The 18757-nt window shown below is 72.2% G+C and carries 15 protein-coding genes and 3 tRNA genes; 6 read left to right on the top strand and 12 right to left on the bottom strand.

The features are described 5' to 3' along the window. The first annotated feature begins 167 nt into the window (after positions 1-167). Positions 168-422: a DUF3073 domain-containing protein gene (locus tag ACZ66Z_RS32475; RefSeq protein WP_225804330.1), complete on the top strand. Its 255-nt coding sequence runs from the start codon at positions 168-170 to the stop codon at positions 420-422. 141 nt (positions 423-563) lie between these two features. Here the strand turns inward: ACZ66Z_RS32475 and purM are convergent, their stop codons facing one another. The 4 genes from purM to ACZ66Z_RS32455 form a co-directional block, all read right to left on the bottom strand. Beyond that, the gene (gene purM, locus ACZ66Z_RS32470) at positions 564-1643 is read right to left on the bottom strand and encodes a phosphoribosylformylglycinamidine cyclo-ligase (RefSeq protein WP_469939200.1); all 1080 of its coding nucleotides are present in this window, start codon (positions 1641-1643) and stop codon (positions 564-566) included. 44 nt (positions 1644-1687) lie between these two features. Beyond that, entirely contained in the window at positions 1688-3214 is a 1527-nt protein-coding gene (purF, locus tag ACZ66Z_RS32465) for an amidophosphoribosyltransferase (RefSeq protein WP_469939199.1), read from the bottom strand. A 216-nt stretch (positions 3215-3430) separates the two neighbouring features. Then, positions 3431-4240, bottom strand: a complete 810-nt coding sequence (locus ACZ66Z_RS32460; protein WP_469939198.1) for an META domain-containing protein — start codon at positions 4238-4240, stop codon at positions 3431-3433. Positions 4241-4279: 39 nt separating this feature from the next. Beyond that, the gene (locus ACZ66Z_RS32455; RefSeq protein ID WP_469939197.1) at positions 4280-5071 is read right to left on the bottom strand and encodes a maleylpyruvate isomerase family mycothiol-dependent enzyme; all 792 of its coding nucleotides are present in this window, start codon (positions 5069-5071) and stop codon (positions 4280-4282) included. Between the two features lie 66 nt (positions 5072-5137). Here ACZ66Z_RS32455 and ACZ66Z_RS32450 point away from each other — a divergent pair, with 66 nt between their 5' ends. Beyond that, a complete protein-coding gene (locus ACZ66Z_RS32450) occupies positions 5138-5545 on the top strand; it encodes a nuclear transport factor 2 family protein (protein ID WP_469939196.1) in 408 nt (135 codons plus the stop codon). Between the two features lie 54 nt (positions 5546-5599). Here ACZ66Z_RS32450 and purL read toward each other — a convergent pair whose 3' ends face one another. The 3 genes from purL to purS are packed head-to-tail and all read right to left on the bottom strand — an operon-like array spanning position 5600 to position 8771. Then, positions 5600-7849, bottom strand: a complete 2250-nt coding sequence (purL, locus tag ACZ66Z_RS32445) for a phosphoribosylformylglycinamidine synthase subunit PurL (RefSeq protein ID WP_469939195.1) — start codon at positions 7847-7849, stop codon at positions 5600-5602. Further along, complete coding sequence (gene purQ / locus ACZ66Z_RS32440; protein WP_365225469.1) at positions 7849-8529, bottom strand: phosphoribosylformylglycinamidine synthase subunit PurQ; 681 nt, start codon at positions 8527-8529, stop codon at positions 7849-7851. The genes purL and purQ overlap by 1 nt, the downstream gene beginning before the upstream one ends. Beyond that, the gene (gene purS, locus ACZ66Z_RS32435; protein WP_015035032.1) at positions 8526-8771 is read right to left on the bottom strand and encodes a phosphoribosylformylglycinamidine synthase subunit PurS; all 246 of its coding nucleotides are present in this window, start codon (positions 8769-8771) and stop codon (positions 8526-8528) included. Before purS ends, purQ begins: the two co-directional genes overlap by 4 nt. Before the next feature lie 365 nt (positions 8772-9136). Between purS and ACZ66Z_RS32430 the strand changes: the two genes are divergently transcribed. From ACZ66Z_RS32430 to ACZ66Z_RS32415, 4 genes are all read left to right on the top strand, one after another. After that, a complete protein-coding gene (locus ACZ66Z_RS32430; protein WP_469939194.1) occupies positions 9137-9478 on the top strand; it encodes a histone-like nucleoid-structuring protein Lsr2 in 342 nt (113 codons plus the stop codon). A gap of 145 nt (positions 9479-9623) precedes the next feature. Further along, positions 9624-9695, top strand: a tRNA-Gly gene (locus ACZ66Z_RS32425). An 80-nt stretch (positions 9696-9775) separates the two neighbouring features. Next, positions 9776-9848, top strand: a tRNA-Gly gene (locus tag ACZ66Z_RS32420). Positions 9849-9983: 135 nt separating this feature from the next. Then, positions 9984-10059 (top strand) — tRNA-Gly (locus ACZ66Z_RS32415). Positions 10060-10146: 87 nt separating this feature from the next. Here ACZ66Z_RS32415 and ACZ66Z_RS32410 read toward each other — a convergent pair. From ACZ66Z_RS32410 to ACZ66Z_RS32390, 5 genes are all read right to left on the bottom strand, one after another. Then, entirely contained in the window at positions 10147-11058 is a 912-nt protein-coding gene (locus tag ACZ66Z_RS32410) for a phosphoribosylaminoimidazolesuccinocarboxamide synthase (RefSeq protein WP_469939193.1), read from the bottom strand. 156 nt (positions 11059-11214) lie between these two features. After that, positions 11215-12675: a N,N-dimethylformamidase beta subunit family domain-containing protein gene (locus ACZ66Z_RS32405; RefSeq protein ID WP_469939191.1), complete on the bottom strand. Its 1461-nt coding sequence runs from the start codon at positions 12673-12675 to the stop codon at positions 11215-11217. Between the two features lie 220 nt (positions 12676-12895). Continuing rightward, entirely contained in the window at positions 12896-14926 is a 2031-nt protein-coding gene (locus ACZ66Z_RS32400) for a M48 family metalloprotease (RefSeq protein ID WP_469939190.1), read from the bottom strand. 280 nt (positions 14927-15206) lie between these two features. Next, a complete protein-coding gene (gene purD, locus ACZ66Z_RS32395) occupies positions 15207-16460 on the bottom strand; it encodes a phosphoribosylamine--glycine ligase (RefSeq protein ID WP_469939188.1) in 1254 nt (417 codons plus the stop codon). 61 nt (positions 16461-16521) lie between these two features. Further along, positions 16522-18684, bottom strand: coding sequence for a DNA polymerase III subunit gamma and tau (locus ACZ66Z_RS32390; RefSeq protein WP_469939186.1), 2163 nt, complete (start codon positions 18682-18684; stop codon positions 16522-16524). Between the last annotated feature and the right edge of the window lie 73 nt (positions 18685-18757).

Below are 18757 nucleotides of genomic sequence, written 5' to 3'. Positions count from 1 at the left end.
ATGGTTCTGTACCGGGGTATGTGATGCGCGCGGCGTACCGTAGACCCACGGAAACAGGTACCGTTGAAGCCCTACGGACCGGTCTCTCTGTCGAGAGTCCGTTCCGAATCATGAACGCGTGTCAAGACTCTGGGGCCGACGAGCCCCGTCACCGAGGGGGTCGAGCCATGGGGCGCGGCCGGGCAAAGGCCAAGCAGACCAAGGTCGCCCGCCAGCTGAAGTACAGCAGCGGCGGGACAGACCTGACGCGTCTGGCCAATGAGCTGGGCGCTTCGACTTCGAGTCAGCCGCCGAATGGCGAGCCGTTCGAGGACGACGACGAGGAAGACGACCCGTACGCCCAGTACGCGGATCTCTACAACACGGACGACGAGGACGAGGACGACGAGTCCGGTCCGAGCACGTCCCCGCGTCGCGCTTGACCTTCTGAATCACCGAAACCCGGACCGGGGCCACCCGGCCGGGTTTCTGTGCTGTCCGCACGCCGATCACGGCGGAAGCGGGTACGCGAACGGGGCGCCCCCTCGGGAGCGCCCCGCCGCACTTCCTACTTCGCGACGTTCCTAACGCGCATACGTGCCGACCAGCTCCGCACCGGTCGTGTGCGCCCCGCGCTCGGTGATCTCGCCCGCGACCCAGGCCTCGACCCCGCGGTCCTCCAGGGTCGCCAGGGCCACGTCCACGGACTCGGCCGGCACGACGGCCATCATGCCGACGCCCATGTTGAGGGTCTTCTCCAGCTCCAGGCGCTCCACCTGACCGGCCTTGCCGACCAGGTCGAAGATCGCGCCCGGCGTCCAGGTCGAGCGGTCGACCGTGGCGTGCAGCCCGTCCGGGATCACCCGCGCCAGGTTGGCGGCGAGGCCGCCGCCCGTGATGTGGCTGAAGGCGTGGACGTCCGTGGTCCGGGTGAGGGCCAGGCAGTCCAGCGAGTAGATCTTCGTGGGCTCCAGCAGCTCCTCGCCGAGCGTCCGGCCGAGCTCCTCGACGCGCTGGTCGAGGGTCATGCCGGCGCGGTCGAAGACCACGTGCCGGACGAGCGAGTACCCGTTGGAGTGAAGGCCCGAGGACGCCATGGCGATGACCGCGTCCCCCGTACGGATGCGGTCCGCGCCGAGCAGCCGGTCGTGCTCCACGACGCCCGTGCCCGCGCCGGCGACGTCGAAGTCGTCCGGGCCGAGGAGGCCCGGGTGCTCCGCCGTCTCGCCGCCGACCAGGGCGCAGCCGGCCAGGACACAGCCCTCGGCGATGCCCTTCACGATGGCGGCGACCCGCTCGGGGTGGACCTTGCCGACGCAGATGTAGTCCGTCATGAAGAGCGGCTCGGCGCCGCAGACGACGATGTCGTCCATGACCATCGCGACCAGGTCGTGGCCGATCGTGTCGTACACGCCCATCTGGCGGGCGATGTCGACCTTCGTGCCGACGCCGTCGGTCGCCGAGGCGAGCAGCGGGCGCTCGTAGCGCTTGAGGGCGGAGGCGTCGAAGAGCCCGGCGAAACCGCCGAGGCCACCGAGGACCTCGGGGCGCTGCGTCTTCTTCACCCACTCCTTCATGAGCTCGACGGCGCGGTCGCCCGCTTCGATGTCGACGCCCGCGGACGCGTAGCTGGCGCCGCCTGCGGCACTGTCGGTCTGAGACATGGGTTCAGAGCTTTCGTGTCGTACTGCGGGTGTGCAGCGGGGTCTTACGGGCGACGGAGGGCCTCGGAGGCCGCGGTGGCGGCCGGGCCGGCGGCCAGCTCGGTCTCCAGGAGCTGCTTGCCGAGCAGCTCGGGGTCCGGCAGCTCCATCGGGTACTCGCCGTCGAAGCAGGCACGGCAGAGGTTCGGCTTCTGGATCGTGGTCGCCTCGATCATCCCCTCCAGGGAGATGTACGAGAGCGAGTCCGCGCCCAGCGACTTGCCGATCTCCTCGACCGACATCCCGTTGGCGATCAGCTCCGCGCGGGTCGCGAAGTCGATGCCGAAGAAACAGGGCCACTTGACCGGCGGCGAGGAGATCCGGATGTGGACCTCGGCCGCACCGGCCTCGCGGAGCATCCGGACCAGGGCGCGCTGGGTGTTGCCGCGGACGATCGAGTCGTCGACGACCACGAGCTTCTTCCCCTTGATGACTTCCTTGAGGGGGTTCAGCTTCAGCCGGATGCCCAGCTGGCGGATGGTCTGGGAGGGTTGGATGAAGGTGCGCCCGACGTAGGCGTTCTTCACCAGGCCGGCGCCGAAGGGGATGCCCGAGGCCTCGGCGTAGCCGATGGCGGCCGGGGTGCCGGACTCCGGCGTCGCTATCACCAGGTCGGCCTCGACCGGCGCCTCCTTCGCGAGGCGGCGGCCCATCTCCACGCGGGAGAGGTACACGTTCCGCCCGGCGATGTCGGTGTCGGGACGGGCCAGGTACACGTACTCGAAGACACAGCCCTTGGGCTTCGCTTCCGCGAATCGCGAGGTGCGGATGCCGTTCTCGTCGATCGCGACCAGCTCGCCCGGCTCGACCTCGCGGACGAAGGTCGCGCCGCAGATGTCGAGGGCGGCGGACTCGGACGCGACCACCCAGCCGCGCTCCAGCCGGCCGAGGACCAGCGGGCGGATGCCCTGGGGGTCACGGGCCGCGTAGAGCGTGTGCTCGTTCATGAAGACGAGGGAGAAGGCGCCCCGGACGTCGGGGAGGACCTTCGCGGCCGCCTGCTCGATGGTGAGCGGCGTGCCGTCCTCGGCCACCTGGCCCGCGAGGAGCGCGGTGACCAGGTCGGTGTCGTTGGTGGCGGCGACCTGGGTCGCGCGGCCTTCCTTCTTGGGCAGGTCGGCGACCATCTCGGCGAGCTGCGCCGTGTTCACCAGGTTGCCGTTGTGGCCGAGCGCGATCGAGCCGTGGGCGGTCGCCCGGAAGGTCGGCTGCGCGTTCTCCCACACGGAGGCCCCGGTGGTCGAGTAGCGGGCGTGACCGACCGCGATATGACCCTGGAGGGAACCGAGAGAAGTCTCGTCGAAGACCTGGGAGACGAGTCCCATGTCCTTGAAGACGAGGATCTGGGAGCCATTGCTGACCGCGATTCCCGCGGATTCCTGACCCCGATGCTGGAGGGCGTAGAGCCCGAAGTACGTGAGCTTTGCGACCTCTTCACCCGGAGCCCAGACACCGAAGACGCCACAAGCGTCCTGGGGGCCTTTCTCACCGGGGAGCAGATCGTGATTGAGTCGACCGTCTCCGCGTGGCACGTTTCCGAGTGTAGACGGGCTCGACCACTGGTCCGAATTGAGGAAATGCGGAGGCGTCGACACTCGTGCGATCGCACCAAATGATCGATTGCCGCTTGGAGGGGCCCACGAAGCAGGCGGCGTAAGGGATTCCGGCCCCCGGGCACCGGCGAGCGGACGCTCGTACCAGGCCCGGGGCGGTCCCGCGATGTGACGGACGCCGCAGTCGGCGTCCGTTCAGCGGGCGGTCGCGGTCGCAGTGAGGCCCTCGCCGGAGGCGTCGACGAGGGTCAGCGTTCGGTGGTTCAGCCGATAGGTCAGCGGGCCGTCGAGGAGCTCGTACAGCCGCGTCTCCAGTGTCATCTGCGGGGGCGTGCAGATCATCCGGGTCGTCGCCGCCGGGCCCTCGACGGTGAGGGTCCGGGCCTTCTCGTCCACGCGGACGGCCGCGGAGAAGTTGTTGCAGCCCAGGTTTCCGGTGGCCCGGCCGTCGGCGCCGAGGACGATCCGCGCCTTGGTCCCGCCGCCGGCGGGCAGGGAGGACGCCGTGCCCCCCGAGACCAGCCCGTCGACCTTCCAGGTGGTGCCCCGCAGCGGGGCCTCCTCCTCGGCCGACAGCTCCACGCTGTTGCGCCCGTCGGACGAGGTCAACCGCAGGTCGTCGCCCTTCAGGGTGCCCTTCAGCGAGCCGGAGAAGGCCTTCAGGAACTCCGGCTCGAAGCCGCCCCGGTCGTGGGAGCAGGCCATCGTGGTGGTCTCCTCGGGGGTGACGGTGAGGGTGTCCCCCTTCACGGCGACGGCGGCGCCGAAGGCGTTGCAGCCGCCGTTCCCCTGGGCCCGGCCGTCCTTCCCGAAGTCGACGCGCGCGCCGTCGGGCGCGGCCGACCTGCGGCCGTCGACCGTGACGGCGTCGACCGTCCAGTGCGTGCCGGCGACGGGCAGGTCGGGCTCTCCCGCGTCCGCACCGCTCCCCGCCCCTCCTTCCGTGCCGCAGGCGGTGAGCAGGAGGAGCGGGACCAGGACGACGAGTGCGCGTGGCTTCGACATGGGGATGGGACGGAACGGCCGGCCGTACGGTTCCGGGGTCTAGCCCATCAGGGGCAGGAGGTCCTTCAGATCGGCGCGTTCGCCGCTCGCGCTGACGTGCGCCCCTTCCAGCTCCGCCGCCCACTCCGTACGGCCCGTCGCCAGCCGCAGCCAGGTCAGCGGGTCCGTCTCCACCACGTTCGGCGGGGTGCCCCGGGTGTGCCGGGGGCCCTCCACGCACTGCACCACCGCGTACGGCGGGATCCGCACCTCGACCGCTCCGCCCGGCGCCTTCGCCGCGAACGCGTCGGCGAGCAGCCGGGTGCAGGCGGCGAGCGCCTGGCGGTCGTACGGGACGCCGGCGCCGGTCGCCGCGTTCAGGTCGTCGGTGTGGACGACGAGTTCGACGGCACGGGTGACGAGGAAGTCGGCGAGGGTCATGGCGCCGAGGCTCAGCGGCAGGAGCCGCTCGTCCGCCGCCCCGGCCACCGCCCTCTCGTACTCCTCCGCCACGCGCGCGTACAACCCGACCGGGTCCGAGACGTCGATCCCGCGCGTGTGCTCGTCGATCCGTCCGGCCGCCGCCGCCGCCGTCGCCGACGGCCAGTCGAGCAGCGCCAGTTCCCGCACCACCGGCGCGGGGGCGGCCAGCAGCCGGGGCACGGAGTCGACCATCCACGCGAGGTGCCCCACCAGGTCCCGCACCGTCCACTCCCCCAGCCGGGTCGGCCCGTCCAACTGCTCGGGCGTGAGCGCGGTCACCGCCTCCCGCACGTTCCGGAACTGGGCCAGGACGGCCGCCCTGGTCCTGGCGGGGTCGTAACTGCGGGCGCGCTTCTTGGCAGGTGGCATGGCCCGAGGCTAGCCCCGAGACTGGAAGGAACGGAGCCAATCGCAGCGAGAGCAGGCGACGGGACCATGACCCACCACGAGCACCCCGACGCGGCCTTGGTGCGCCGGGGGTACGCAGCGTTCGCCGCCGGCGACATGGAGACGCTCACCTCCCTGATGACCAGCGACTGCACCCACCATGCGCCCGGCGAGAGCCAGATGTCCGGGCACTTCAAGGGCCGGGACAACGTCCTGGACCATTACGCGAAGCTCTCCGAGCTGACCGACCGCACCTTCCGCGTGAGGCTCGAGGACGTCTACCCGGACGGCCGGGGCCACGCCATGTCCGTCCACACGTGGTACGCCGACAAGGGCGACCGGGGCATCGAGATGAAGGGCGGTCTCTTCTTCACGATCATCGGCGGCAAGATCTCCGACATCGACGAGTGCGTCGCCGACCTCACGGAGACGGACTCCTTCTGGGGCACCGGCTGACAGCACGGAGCCCCCGCCCTTCCCGGGCGGGGGCTCCGTTCCGTACGGGACCGATCAGGCCAGCAGGCCCGGGATCGTCGCCTCGTGCGCCTCGCGCAGCTCCGTGAGGGAGAGCGCGAACTCGCCCTGCACGTCCACCGCGTCGCCGTCGACGACACCGATGCGGGTCGCCGGCAGGCCGCGGGCGCCGCACATGTCGGTGAAGCGGAGCTCCTCGCTGCGCGGGACGGCGACGACCGCACGGCCGGCCGACTCGCTGAAGAGGAACGTGAACGCGTCCAGGCCCTCCGGGACGACCAGGCGCGCGCCGTTCCCGCCGCGCAGGCAGGACTCGACGACCGCCTGGACGAGTCCGCCGTCGGACAGGTCGTGCGCCGCGTCGATCATGCCGTCGCGGGAGGCCGAGATCAGGATGTCGCCGAGCAGCTTCTCCCGGTCGAGGTCCACGGCCGGCGGCATGCCGCCGAGGTGCTGGTGGATCACCTCGGACCAGGCCGAACCGCCGAACTCCTCCTTGGTGTCGCCGAGCAGGTAGAGGAGCTGGCCCTCTTCCGCGAAGGCGATCGGGGTGCGGCGGTCGACGTCGTCGATCACACCGAGGACGGCCACGACGGGCGTCGGGTGGATCGCGACCTCACCGGTCTGGTTGTACAGCGACACGTTGCCGCCGGTCACCGGGGTGCCCAGCTGGAGGCAGCCGTCCGCGAGGCCACGGGTGGCCTCGGCGAACTGCCACATCACGGCCGGGTCCTCGGGCGAACCGAAGTTCAGGCAGTCCGAGATCGCCAGCGGCTTGGCGCCGGAGGCGGCGACGTTGCGGTACGCCTCCGCCAGCGCGAGCTGCGCGCCCGTGTACGGGTCGAGCTTGGCGTACCGGCCGTTGCCGTCGGTCGCCATGGCCACGCCGAGGTTGGTCTCCTCGTCGATGCGGACCATGCCCGCGTCCTCGGGCTGCGCCAGGACCGTGTTGCCCTGCACGAACCGGTCGTACTGGTCCGTGATCCAGGACTTGGAGGCCTGGTTCGGCGAGGAGACGAGCTTGAGGACCTGGTCCTTCAGCTCGGCGCCGCTCTGCGGCCGGGGGAGCTTGCCGGCGTCGTCGGCCTGGAGGGCGTCCTGCCAGTCCGGGCGCGCGAACGGCCGGTGGTAGGTCGGGCCCTCGTGGGCGACGGAGCGCGGCGGCACGTCGACGATCTGCTCGCCGTGCCAGAAGATCTCCAGGCGCTCGCCCTCGGTCACCTCACCGATGACGGTGGCGATGACGTCCCACTTCTCGCAGATCTCCAGGAAGCGGTCGACGTGCCCGGGCTCGACGATCGCGCACATGCGCTCCTGCGACTCGCTCATGAGGATCTCCTCGGGCGAGAGCGTCGCGTCGCGCAGGTGCACCAGGTCGAGGTCGACCCGCATGCCGCCGGAGCCCGCGGAGGCCAGCTCGGACGTGGCGCAGGAGAGCCCGGCGCCGCCGAGGTCCTGGATGCCCGCGACCAGCTTCTCCTTGAAGATCTCCAGGGTGCACTCGATGAGGAGCTTCTCCTGGAAGGGGTCGCCGACCTGGACGGCGGGGCGCTTGGTGGGCTTGGTGTCGTCGAAGGTCTCGGACGCGAGGACCGAGACGCCGCCGATGCCGTCGCCACCCGTGCGGGCGCCGTACAGGATGACCTTGTTGCCGGGGCCGGAGGCCTTGGCGAGGTGGATGTCCTCGTGCTTCATCACGCCGATGCAGCCGGCGTTGACCAGCGGGTTGCCCTGGTAGCAGGAGTCGAAGACGACCTCGCCGCCGATGTTCGGCAGGCCCAGGCAGTTGCCGTAGCCGCCGATGCCGGCGACGACACCGGGCAGCACGCGCTTGGTGTCGGGGTGGTCGGCCGCGCCGAAGCGCAGCGGGTCGACGACCGCGACCGGGCGGGCACCCATGGCGAGGATGTCGCGGACGATGCCGCCGACGCCGGTGGCCGCGCCCTGGTAGGGCTCGATGTACGAGGGGTGGTTGTGCGACTCGACCTTGAAGGTGACCGCGTACCCCTGGCCGACGTCGACGACGCCCGCGTTCTCGCCGATGCCGACGAGCATGGCGTCGTTCTCGGGGGTCTTCTCGCCGAACTGCTTCAGGTGGACCTTGCTGCTCTTGTAGGAGCAGTGCTCGGACCACATGACGGAGTACATGGCGAGCTCGGCGCCGGTGGGACGGCGGCCGAGGATCTCGCGGATGCGCGCGTACTCGTCCTCCTTGAGGCCGAGCTCCTTCCAGGGCTGCTCGCTGTCCGGCGTCTCGCTCGCGTGCTTGACGGTGTCGAGGCTCATCAGGCGTTGACCAGCTTCTTGAGGATCGAGGTGAAGAAACCGAGGCCGTCCGTCTTGCCGGTGCCGATCAGCGGCTCGACGGCGTGCTCCGGGTGCGGCATGAGGCCGACCACGTTGCCCGCGGCGTTGGTGATGCCCGCGATGTCGCGCAGCGAGCCGTTGGGGTTCACGTCCAGGTAGCGGAAGGCGACCCGCCCCTCGGCCTCCAGCTCGTCGAGCGTGCGCTCGTCGGCGACGTACCGGCCGTCCATGTTCTTGAGCGGGACCTCGATCTCCTGGCCCTCGGTGTAGTCCGAGGTCCAGGCGGTCTCCGCGTTCTCCACCCGCAGCTTCTGGTCGCGGCAGATGAAGTGGAGGTGGTTGTTGCGCAGCATGGCGCCCGGCAGCAGATGGGCCTCGGTGAGGATCTGGAAGCCGTTGCAGATGCCGAGGACGGGCATGCCCGCCTTCGCCTGCTCGATGATCGTCTCCATCACCGGCGAGAAGCGGGAGATGGCTCCGGCCCGCAGGTAGTCGCCGTAGGAGAAGCCGCCGGCCAGGACCACGGCGTCGACCTGCTTGAGGTCCTTGTCCCGGTGCCAGAGCGACACGGGCTCGGCGCCCGCCAGGCGGGCGGCGCGCAGCGCGTCCTGGTCGTCGAGCGTGCCGGGGAACGTGACGACGCCGATGCGTGCGGTCACGACTCCACCTTCACGACGAAGTCTTCGATCACGGTGTTGGCAAGGAAGGTTTCGGCCATCTCATGGATGCGGGCGAGGGCGGCGTCGTCGACCGGTCCCTCCACCTCCAGCTCGAAGCGCTTCCCCTGACGGACGTCGGCGATTCCGGCGAACCCGAGGCGGGGCAGTGCACGCTGCACCGCCTGTCCCTGCGGGTCGAGGATCTCCGGCTTGAGCATGACGTCGACTACGACGCGTGCCACTGGCACTCCCGGTGGTGTGTTGCGTGGGCGGTTCCCTCAGCGTACCTGCCTCCAAATTCTACGCGGGTAGAGATCTGAAGGATCCTACAAAAGACCGGTTCAGAGCGGTGTGCGTCACACGAACGCCGTCCGACCGCCCGACACGTGCCCCGCACAAAATTCGAGTGAAATATCGCGGATCCCATTGCGCCGGGACACGCTCAAAAAAATGACGGGGCTTCACAATGCGACGCCCACCGCTGTACAAAGGAATCCAGAAGAAATCAGCATTGTCCCGGCACAGCCGTACGGTCGGCATCGCCGCACGTCAGGGGCGCCACAAGCGTCCTCGTGACCGCGGCGGCCGCAGGAAAGGACCGATATCCGTGGCTCAGCGTGTGGTGGTCACTCTCTCCGACGACATCGACGGCGGAGAAGCGGCTGAAACGGTCGCGTTCGGTCTGGACGGGAAGATGTACGAGATCGACCTGAATGCTGCCAATGCAAAGAAACTCCGCAAGGCCCTCGCGCCCTACCTCGCCGCCGGCCGCAAGCTGTCGGCCCGGGCGACGGCCGGCCGGAGCGTCGCGGCCGACTCGTACACGCACACCGCCCTCGCCCCCGACCCGGCGGCGGTCCGCGCCTGGGCCCAGTCCCACAAGATGGAGGTCCCCGCCCGCGGCCGGATCCCGAAGCGCGTCTACGAGGCCTTCCGCGCGGCGAGCTGAGCGGGGGCCCACGGGGGGGGCGGGCCCGGCCGGAGGTCCGGAGGCGGGCCTCGGTCGGAGCCGATTTGCATGACACCCCCCATGATCCGGTAGAGTCTGGATCACGCCGAGGGGCGAGGCCGAAAAGCCGAGTCCCCAGCAGCGTGCGGGTGTAGTTCAGTAGTAGAACAGCCCCCTTCCAGGGGGAAGGCGCAGTGTGCGATCCCTGTCACCCGCTCTGCATCGCGTTACCGAGCACTCCGGTGCATCAGGTAGAGTGGTGCTCGCACCGCCCGGTGAAAGCCGGTCGGGAGCAATGCGGACGTGGCTCAGTTGGTAGAGCATCACCTTGCCAAGGTGAGGGTCGCGAGTTCGAATCTCGTCGTCCGCTCAGGGAGTACGAAGGCCCCGGTTCTCAGGAACCGGGGCCTTCGTCGTGTTCCCGGAAGGTGTGAAGGGCCCCACACGGCGGTGTGTCACGAGCACGCGCGACGTTGGGTATAGTTAGCAGCGCGCTACGGCGCATGCGGACGTGGCTCAGTTGGTAGAGCATCACCTTGCCAAGGTGAGGGTCGCGAGTTCGAATCTCGTCGTCCGCTCCATGAAGAAGCCCCCGGTCGAATCGACCGGGGGCTTTCTCGTTCTCGGGACCGGGCCGACCCAGGACCAGGGCCGGGGCCGGCCCGGGACTAGGACCAGGAGGTGCCGGTCAGGAGCTCGTACGCCTCGATGTACTTGGCGCTGGTCTTCTCCACGACCTCCCGCGGCAGGGCCGGCGGCGGCTGCTCGCTCCTGCGGTCCCAGCCGGAGGCCGACGAGGTCAGCCAGTTCCGCACGATCTGCTTGTCGTACGAGGGCTGGGCGCGGCCCGGCTCCCACTCGGAGGCCGGCCAGAAGCGCGAGGAGTCCGGCGTGAGGACCTCGTCGGCGATGATCAGGCGGTCGCCGTCCGGGGTGCTCTCGAAGCCGAACTCGAACTTCGTGTCGGCCAGGACGATCCCCCGGTCACGGGCGATGTCCCGGGCCCGGGAGTAGACGGCGAGGGTCGTCTGGCGCAGCAGCGCGGCCGTCTCGGCGCCGACCTGGCGGGCGACCTCCTCGTACGACACGTTCTCGTCGTGGTCGCCGACGGCGGCCTTGGTCGCCGGGGTGAAGATCGGCGCGGGCAGCTCGGAGCCGTCGGTCAGGCCCTCGGGCAGGGCGAGACCGCAGACCGTGCGGGACTCGTCGTACTCCAGCAGTCCGGAGCCGGTGAGGTAACCGCGGGCCACGCACTCGACCGGGACCATGTTCAGCGGCTTGCAGACGAGGGTGCGCCCCGCCCAGTCGGCGGGGGCGCCGGCCGGCAGGTCGGTGGAGAGCACGTGGTTCGGGACCAGGTCGGCGAGCTTGTCGAACCACCACAGGGAGAGCTGGGTGAGCACCCGGCCCTTGTCGGGGATCTCGGTGGGCAGCACCCAGTCGTAGGCCGACATGCGGTCGCTCGCCACCATGACGAGGTGGCCCGCCTCGTTCCGGTACAGGTCGCGGACCTTGCCCGTGTGGAGATGGGTGAGGCCCGGGACCTGGACGGGCTCGGGCTTTTCTACGAATCCGGACACGGTTCCTCCGCGTAGGTTGATCCAGGAGCGAGTCCGATTCTCTCGCACATCCGGGCGGGCCCGCCCGCGAGGCCCTGTGACCCCCCGCTCAGTCCCCCCTTGCGGTCCGGTCCCCTCGTTTCTCGGCCCTTCTTGCCGCCCGGTTCCCCACGGCCCTCAGTCCCTCTTGCAGATCCGGTCGAGGAGGTTCGCGGTGGCGCGCTGGACCCGGGCGTCGACGTGGCCCGGCCGGTCCAGCGCCGGTGACCAGGCGAACGTCCCGGACGCGAAGACCCAGGCGCCGGACGGGGCCCGGTAGAGGGAGGTCTCCTGGTGGCGGAGCGCCCCCTCGCCGTCCCGGTAGGGCGAGTGCGCGAGCAGGATGCGGCCCTGGTGCTCCGGCAGCGCGGTGCGCGGGAAGTAGCGGTCGGCCTCGCCCGCGACCAGGCCCGGGAGCTCGTCGCCGTCGCCCGCGCCGGTGGCCTCCCAGAGCCAGTGGTCGGCGTTCCGCACGACCAGCGGGGTCGGTTCGGGCACCCGGCCCGCGTACTGGATGCCGAGGAGCTGCTGCTCGGGCCGGTCGACCTCGCGCCAGAGCGCGGGACGGCCGGGACCGCGCCGCTTGCGGCAGGTGAGGAGGCGGTCCGGCACCCCGGACGCCGAAGGGGCGAGCTCCACCTGCCAGTACATGGTGTTGGCGGACAGGAAGACGAGCGAGGTGCCCTGGTCACGGGCGAGTTCGACGGTCCGGCGCATCGGCGCCGACCAGTACTCGTCGTGGCCCGGGAAGACGAGGCCCCGGTAGCGGCTCGGGTCGACCCGCCCGGCGTGCAGGTCGCGGGTCTCCGCGTAGGCCAGGTCGTAGCCGTAGCGCTCGGCCCAGCGGATGAAGTCGTAGGCGTGCCCGACGTGCAGGGGCAGGCCCGCGCCCGCGTACGGACGGTCGAAGGAGACGGTGGTGGCCGCCTCCTCCTCGCCGAGCAGCCGGCCCTCCTCGTCCCAGGCGTGGTAGAGGCTGGCGCCGGTGTGGCCGTCCTCCGGGTAGAGGTTGTACGCCTGCCACGTCACGTCCGGGAGGACGAGCAGCAGGTCCGCCGGGTGGTCGTCGCGGACCGTGAAGGGGATGTGCGAGCGGTGGCCGTCGACGGTGGTGAGGACGGCGACGTACGCGCCGATCGACCAGTACGTGGGGACCTGCAGCCGCCAGGACTGCCACCAGTGGTGACAGGAGACCGTGCGGTCGGCGGTCAGCGGGGCCGGCTGGACGATCCCGGAGAGGCGCGGGCTGGTGGTGATCTTCGCGGCGCCGTCGCCGCCGTAGTGCCCGATCCGATAGACGTCGACCGAGAACTGCTGCGGCGGGTCCACGGTGATGTGGAAATCGATCGACTCGCCCGGCGCCACGGCCCCGCCCGACGCGAAGCCCTTGATCTGGCGCCGGACGTCGTCCGCCGTGCGCGGCCCGCCGCTGCCGCCGCGGGCCAGGATCTCGTCCGCGTACCAGGGGACCATCTGGCCGGTGCCGTCGAAGTAGTTCTCCGAGCCGCGCAGCCAGGGCAGCGGGCCCTGGCCGAAGGGATCGGAGACGGCGTGCGCGAGCGCACCCGACTCCCACCGTCTGATCTGCTCCGCCCCCATGTGCGCCCCTCCCTCGACTCCCCCGGTCGGCCGGTCAGTGCCTCTGATGCGTTCCCGTGGTGCGTGTCGGCGATGCGTCCGCGTGACGCGTGCCCGTGGTTCGTGCCTCGGTCAGTGCCGGTCTCCAGCACATCACATAACGCACGCACTCCGTCACCGTTCGTCGTGAATTGACGAGAGTGGAAGCCGGTCCTCCGGCCGACGCCCTTTCGAGGGGGCCTCAGACCAGGCGTACGGGCTTCTCCGGGCGCACCCCGGTGCGGGCGAGCCAGGCCCGCAGCGGCTCCGGGTCGCCGTCCTCGACGAGCGCGAGGACCCGGGGCCCGAGGTCCGCCGCGCGCTCGCCGCCGACGAGCAGGGCGGGCCCGTCGAGCCAGTCGAGCCCCGGAGCGGCCTCGGCGGTGTCCACGGCCGCACAGCAGACCATCGCGGTCACGTGGTCGGCGAGCAGGTCGCGGCCGGTACGGGGCGGCTGGAGCGGGAACAGCGGCAGGGGTCCGTCGGGGCCGCTGACGGCGTCGGGGGCGACGGTGTCGGCCCGGTCGCCCTTGTCGGTGGCGCGAGCCGTCTCGGCCGCCGCGGCGACCCGGGCCTCCCGGGCCGCCTCCTCGCGCGCGAGGAGCGCGCTGAGCGCCCCGGCGAGCGCCTCGGCGGCGGGATTGACCGGTTCGTCGTCGTCCTCCTCGGAGCCGTCGGAGAGGGCCAGGGCGAGGTCGGGCTCTTCGGCAGGGGCGGCGGGGGCGCCGGGCAGGGGCTCGGGCGCGGACTCGACGGTGGCGGCGGGGTCGGCCGGGGCGGCCGGGAGCTCCGGACCGTCGGGGCCGGTGCCGGTGGCGCGCAGGGGGCCGGGTCCGTCGGCGTCGGTGGTGCGCCCGGCCTCGTCGGCGTCGGTGCCGCGCTCCGGCCCGGACTCCCCGGCGTCGATGGTGCGCCCGGGAGCGGGACCGAGACCGGAATCGGGATCGGGATCGGGATCGTTTTCGGGGCGGGGGGTCGTCAGGTGGTCCATCACGCGGGTCAGGGTCGGGCCGGCCGCGCCGGAGGCCGGTCCGGCGGCGGGGGCGGCCACGCCGAGGCCGTCGAGGACCTGGTGCAGGCGGGCCGCGTCGGTGCGCCACTTCCGGTCGACGACCTCCTCCGGGTACTGGCTCCACTCCACCGGGGCCCAGTCGGGGCCGGGCTCGGCGGGGCCGCCGTGGAAGAGGCGGGCGGCGAGCAGCGAGGCGGCCTCGTCGACGGCGCCGGGCTCCTCCAGGAGGTCGCAGGCGGGGCGCTCGCCGAGCCGGGAGGAGAAGCCCTCCGCGAGCCGGTCGCGACGGGAGAGCTCGGTGAGGGCGGAGACCACGCCCGCGTCGAGCTTGGCGGGCCAGCGGCCCATGCGCCAGGCGGGCAGCGCGACCCGGGTGAGCAGGCGGTCCCAGCCCGCGTAGGCCAGGCCGACCTGTTCCTGGGCGACGATCCGTACGCCGTAGTCCACGGCCTGGGCGCGCTCCGAGCCGGCCGCGGCGACCCCGCGCTCCATCTCGGCGGCGTGCCCCCGGCAGGCGCGCAGCAGCACGCGGGCGACCCGCCCGACGCCGTGGGCGCCGAGCCTGCGGAGCGGGTCGAGGCCGGGGACCCGGGGCACGGCGACGGCGGCGTCCAGTCCGCGGACGAAGCGGCGGGCCGCGGCTATGTCCGGGTGGGCGGCCGGTCCCGTACCGGCGACGACGGGGGCGAGGACCGCCCGCAGCTCGCCGACGCGCATCCACCACAGGAAGGGCGAGCCTATGACCAGGACCGGGGCACCGTCCCCGCCGGACGTCCGGTGGAGGCGGTGGGCCCGGTGGGTGCGGTCCTCCAGCCAGCTGTCGCAGTCCGGGGTGAGGGCTATCGCGGCGGGTGCCGGGACGCCGAGCCGGTCGGCCAGGTCGCGGACGAGCCGGTACAGATCGGGGGCGGCGGACTCGGCGAGCTCCACCGTCGGCGTGGCGGCCGGACGGGCCCGGGCGACGACGAGGGCGACGACCGTCGCGGCGAGGAGCACGACGACGGCGAGGACGGTCACGACCCAGCGGGCCGTGTCCCAGGCCGCTCCGGTGAAGTGGCCGGTGACCCCGCCCGCGTACAGGACGACGGCCACGGCGGCGGGGAGCACCGCGAGGCCCAGCGCCCTGCCCCGGACGCGGAGGACGGCGAGGGCCCGGGAGCGCGCGGCGCGCGCACCCCATTCCTCGCCGACAACGGAACCGGTACCGGACACGCCGTTCATCACCCCCTCCTGTCCTCGACGGGACTGCCCGTGGCGGTGTTGCTCACTCCCCCACTGTGGCACCCGCCACTGACATCGCAATGCCGGTGGGCCAAGTGCCGGAATGCCTTCGCCGCACCCTAGTTGGGGCTTCGGCGGGCGTCATCCGTATGGCCGAGCCGTCACTCGATGGAATGGCTTTGGGTAAAGGTGATGGCACAGGTGTGGCCGTGTGGTTCACGGGTTCCGCACCACACGGCCACAAGGGGAATCCGGCGAAATCGGCCGGAATCAGGAGGGATCAGGCCTCGGCGGCCTTCCGCGCGATGTCCGTGCGGTGCTGCGAACCGTCAAGGCGGATACGGCCGACCGCCGCGTACGCCCGCTCACGGGCCTGCGCCAGGTCCGAACCGGTGGCGGTGACCGACAGGACGCGCCCGCCGGCGCTCAGGACCGCGCCGTCCTCGCTCCGCTTCGTACCGGCGTGGAGCACGTACGCGTGGGGGGCGTCCTTCTCCGCGACCTCGTCCAGGCCCTCGATCGGGTCGCCCGTGCGCGGGGTGTCCGGGTAGTTGTGGGAGGCGACGACCACGGTGACGGCGGCGTCGTCGCTCCAGCTCAGCGGGGCCTGGTCGTCCAGGGTGCCGTGCGCGGAGTTCAGCAGGACGCCCGCGAGCGGGGTCCTGAGGCGGGCCAGGACGACCTGGGTCTCGGGGTCGCCGAAGCGCGCGTTGAACTCGATGACCCGGACGCCGCGGCCGGTGATCGCCAGGCCCGCGTAGAGGAGGCCGGAGAACGGCGTGCCGCGGCGGCGCAGCTCGTCGACCGTCGGCTGCAGGACGGTCTCCAGGACCTCCTCGACCAGCTTCGGGTCGGCCCAGGGCAGCGGCGAGTAGGCGCCCATGCCGCCGGTGTTCGGGCCCTCGTCGCCGTCGAGCGCGCGCTTGAAGTCCTGCGCGGGCTGGAGCGGGAGGACGGTGGTGCCGTCGGTGATGGCGAAGAGGGAGACCTCGGGGCCGTCCAGGTACTCCTCGATGACCACCCGGTCGCAGGCGAGCGCGTGCGCCCGCGCCTGCTCGACGTCCTCGGTGACGACGACGCCCTTGCCGGCCGCGAGGCCGTCGTCCTTGACCACGTACGGGGCGCCGAAGGCGTCGAGCGCCTCGTCGATCTCCTCCGGGGTGGTGCAGACGTAGCTGCGGGCGGTGGGGACCCCGGCGCCGGCCATGACGTCCTTGGCGAAGGCCTTGGAGCCCTCCAGCAGCGCCGCCTCCCGGGACGGGCCGAAGACGGGGATGCCGGCCGCGCGGACGGCGTCGGCGACGCCGGCGACGAGCGGGGCCTCCGGGCCGACGACGACCAGTTCGGCGCCCAGCTCGGTGGCGAGCGCGGTGACGGCCGCGCCGTCCAGCTGGTCGACGGGGTGCAGCTCCGCGACCTCCGCGATTCCGGCGTTGCCGGGCGCGCAGTGCAGAGCGGTGACGTCGGGATCGAGGGAGAGAGAGCGGCACAGGGCGTGTTCGCGGGCGCCGCCGCCGATGACGAGGACCTTCACGCCTGCCAGGGTAGCCCGCGGGCCGGGATGCCCCTTGTGCGGGCCACCGAGCGAGACGGCCCTACTCGTTCGTGTATTCCTCCACAACCGTGGCTCCCAGCTCGCGCACGATCAGGTCGTGCCCGGAGAGCGCGGAGTCGACGAGGTCCGGGTCGTCCTCCTCCGGGACGTCGTCCTCGGGCGCCACGGGCTGCGGCACCGGCGGGGTGTACGCGGGCGCGGGAGCGGACGACGGGGCGGGCTGCGCCTGCGCGGGCGGCGGGGCCTGCTGGAACACGGGGGTGGGGGCGGCGGGCGCGGGGGCGGCGGACCGACCGCCGCTCCCGAAACCGCCGGCGCCGCCTCCGCCGCCGAAGCCGCCGGCGTTGTTGCTCCCGGCGTTTCCGTGGTTTCCGTTGTCTCCGCCGCCGAAGCCGCCGAAGCCGCCGGTGCCGCCCGAACCGCCGAAGCCGGTGGCGGCGGGCGGGGGCGCGGCGCCGCCCGAGGGGTCGATGATCGCCTCGATCTTCCAGTTCACGTTGAACTGCTCGGCGAGGGCCTGCTTGAGGACGTCCTCGCTGCCGCTGCTCGCGAAGTTGTCCCGGGCTCCGGCGTTGAGGAAGCCGAGCTGGAGCGTCGCACCGTCGAACCCCGCCACCTGGGCGTTCTGGCTGAGCAGGATCCAGGTGAAGCGGCGCCGGTTCTTGACGGCGTCGAGGATCTGCGGCCACAGGTTCCGCACCTGGGCCGTGTCCCCGCCACCGCCGCCACCGCTCGCGGCGGCCGGCGCGGGTGCCTGCGGAGCGGGCTGCGCCTGTACGGGCGCGGGGGCCGGGGCGGCGGGCGCCGGGGACGCGCCGGGCCAGGCGCCGGGCGCGCCGCCGCCGGGGGCGGCGGCACCGGGCCAGGCGCCGGGCCGGGCCGCGGCGGGCTGTTCCTGCACGGGGGCGGGGGCCTGCTGCTGGACGGGGGCGGGGGCGGGCGGCGGCGGGGGCGGGGCCATCGGGGTGTGGGCCTCGGGGCCGGGCACGTACGCCATGGCGGGCGCGGGGGGCCCGGGCGTGAAGACGGGCGCGGGCGCGGCGGCCGCCCCGCGCTCCAGCCGGTCGAGCCGCGCCTGGAGGGAACGCTCGTCGTCGAAGGCGGCGGGCAGCAGCACGCGCGCGCAGATCAGCTCCAGCTGCAGGCGGGGCGACGTGGCTCCGCGCATCTCCGTCAGTCCCGCGTTGACGAGGTCGGCCGCACGGCTCAGCTCGGCCGCGCCGAAGACGGAGGCCTGGGCCTGCATGCGCTCGATGACGTCGGCGGGGGCGTCGATGAGCCCCTTCTCGGCGGCGTCGGGCACGGCGGCGAGGATCACGAGGTCCCGCAGCCGCTCCAGCAGGTCGGCGACGAACCGCCGGGGATCGTTCCCGCCCTCGACGACCCGGTCGACGACCTCGAAGGCGGCGGCGCCGTCCCCGGCCGCGAAGGCGTCGACGACGGAGTCGAGCAGCGACCCGTCCGTGTATCCGAGGAGGGAGGTGGCCATGGAGTACGTCACACCGTCGTCGGCGGCGCCGGCGAGCAGCTGGTCCATCACGGACATCGAGTCGCGCACGGACCCGGCGCCGGCGCGGACGACCAGCGGCAGCACCCCGTCCTCGACGGGGATGCCCTCACGCCCGCACACCTCGCCGAGGTACTCCCGCAGCGTGCCGGGCGGCACGAGCCGGAAGGGGTAGTGATGGGTCCGCGACCGGATGGTCCCGATGACCTTCTCGGGCTCGGTCGTGGCGAAGATGAACTTCAGGTGCTCCGGCGGCTCCTCGACCACCTTCAGGAGGGCGTTGAAGCCCGCCGAGGTGACCATGTGGGCCTCGTCGATGATGTAGATCTTGTACCGGCTGGAGGCGGGCCCGAAGAAGGCCTTCTCGCGCAGGTCGCGGGCGTCGTCCACACCGCCGTGGGAAGCGGCGTCGATCTCGATGACGTCGATGGACCCCGGCCCGTTCCGCGCGAGGTCCCGACAGGACTGGCAGTCGCCGCACGGGGTGGGCGTGGGGCCCTGCTCGCAGTTCAGGCACCGCGCGAGGATGCGCGCGCTGGTCGTCTTGCCGCACCCGCGGGGCCCGCTGAACAGGTACGCGTGATTGACCCGGTTGTTCCGCAGGGCCTGCTGCAACGGGTCGGTGACATGCTCCTGCCCGATGACCTCGGCGAAGGACTCGGGACGGTAGCGGCGGTACAGCGCGAGAGACGACACGTATACGAGGTTATAGGCGCCCACCGACAACCCGGGAAAACGGGAACGGGGCGGGGGCGGGGGCGGCGCGGGG

Source organism: Streptomyces sp. NPDC107498, assembly GCF_055582805.1.
This window is presented reverse-complemented; position numbering and strand designations above follow the sequence as displayed.

What these genes read in the sequence shown, in the direction of transcription:
- ACZ66Z_RS32475 (WP_225804330.1), top strand. Translation starts at nt 168, where the DNA reads ATGGGGCGCGGCCGGGCAAAGGCCAAGCAGACCAAGGTCGCCCGCCAG.
- purM (WP_469939200.1), bottom strand. Translation starts at nt 1,643, where the DNA reads ATGTCTCAGACCGACAGTGCCGCAGGCGGCGCCAGCTACGCGTCCGCG.
- ACZ66Z_RS32460 (WP_469939198.1), bottom strand. Translation starts at nt 4,240, where the DNA reads ATGTCGAAGCCACGCGCACTCGTCGTCCTGGTCCCGCTCCTCCTGCTC.
- ACZ66Z_RS32455 (WP_469939197.1), bottom strand. Translation starts at nt 5,071, where the DNA reads ATGCCACCTGCCAAGAAGCGCGCCCGCAGTTACGACCCCGCCAGGACC.
- ACZ66Z_RS32450 (WP_469939196.1), top strand. Translation starts at nt 5,138, where the DNA reads ATGACCCACCACGAGCACCCCGACGCGGCCTTGGTGCGCCGGGGGTAC.
- purL (WP_469939195.1), bottom strand. Translation starts at nt 7,849, where the DNA reads ATGAGCCTCGACACCGTCAAGCACGCGAGCGAGACGCCGGACAGCGAG.
- ACZ66Z_RS32405 (WP_469939191.1), bottom strand. Translation starts at nt 12,675, where the DNA reads ATGGGGGCGGAGCAGATCAGACGGTGGGAGTCGGGTGCGCTCGCGCAC.
- ACZ66Z_RS32400 (WP_469939190.1), bottom strand. Translation starts at nt 14,926, where the DNA reads ATGAACGGCGTGTCCGGTACCGGTTCCGTTGTCGGCGAGGAATGGGGT.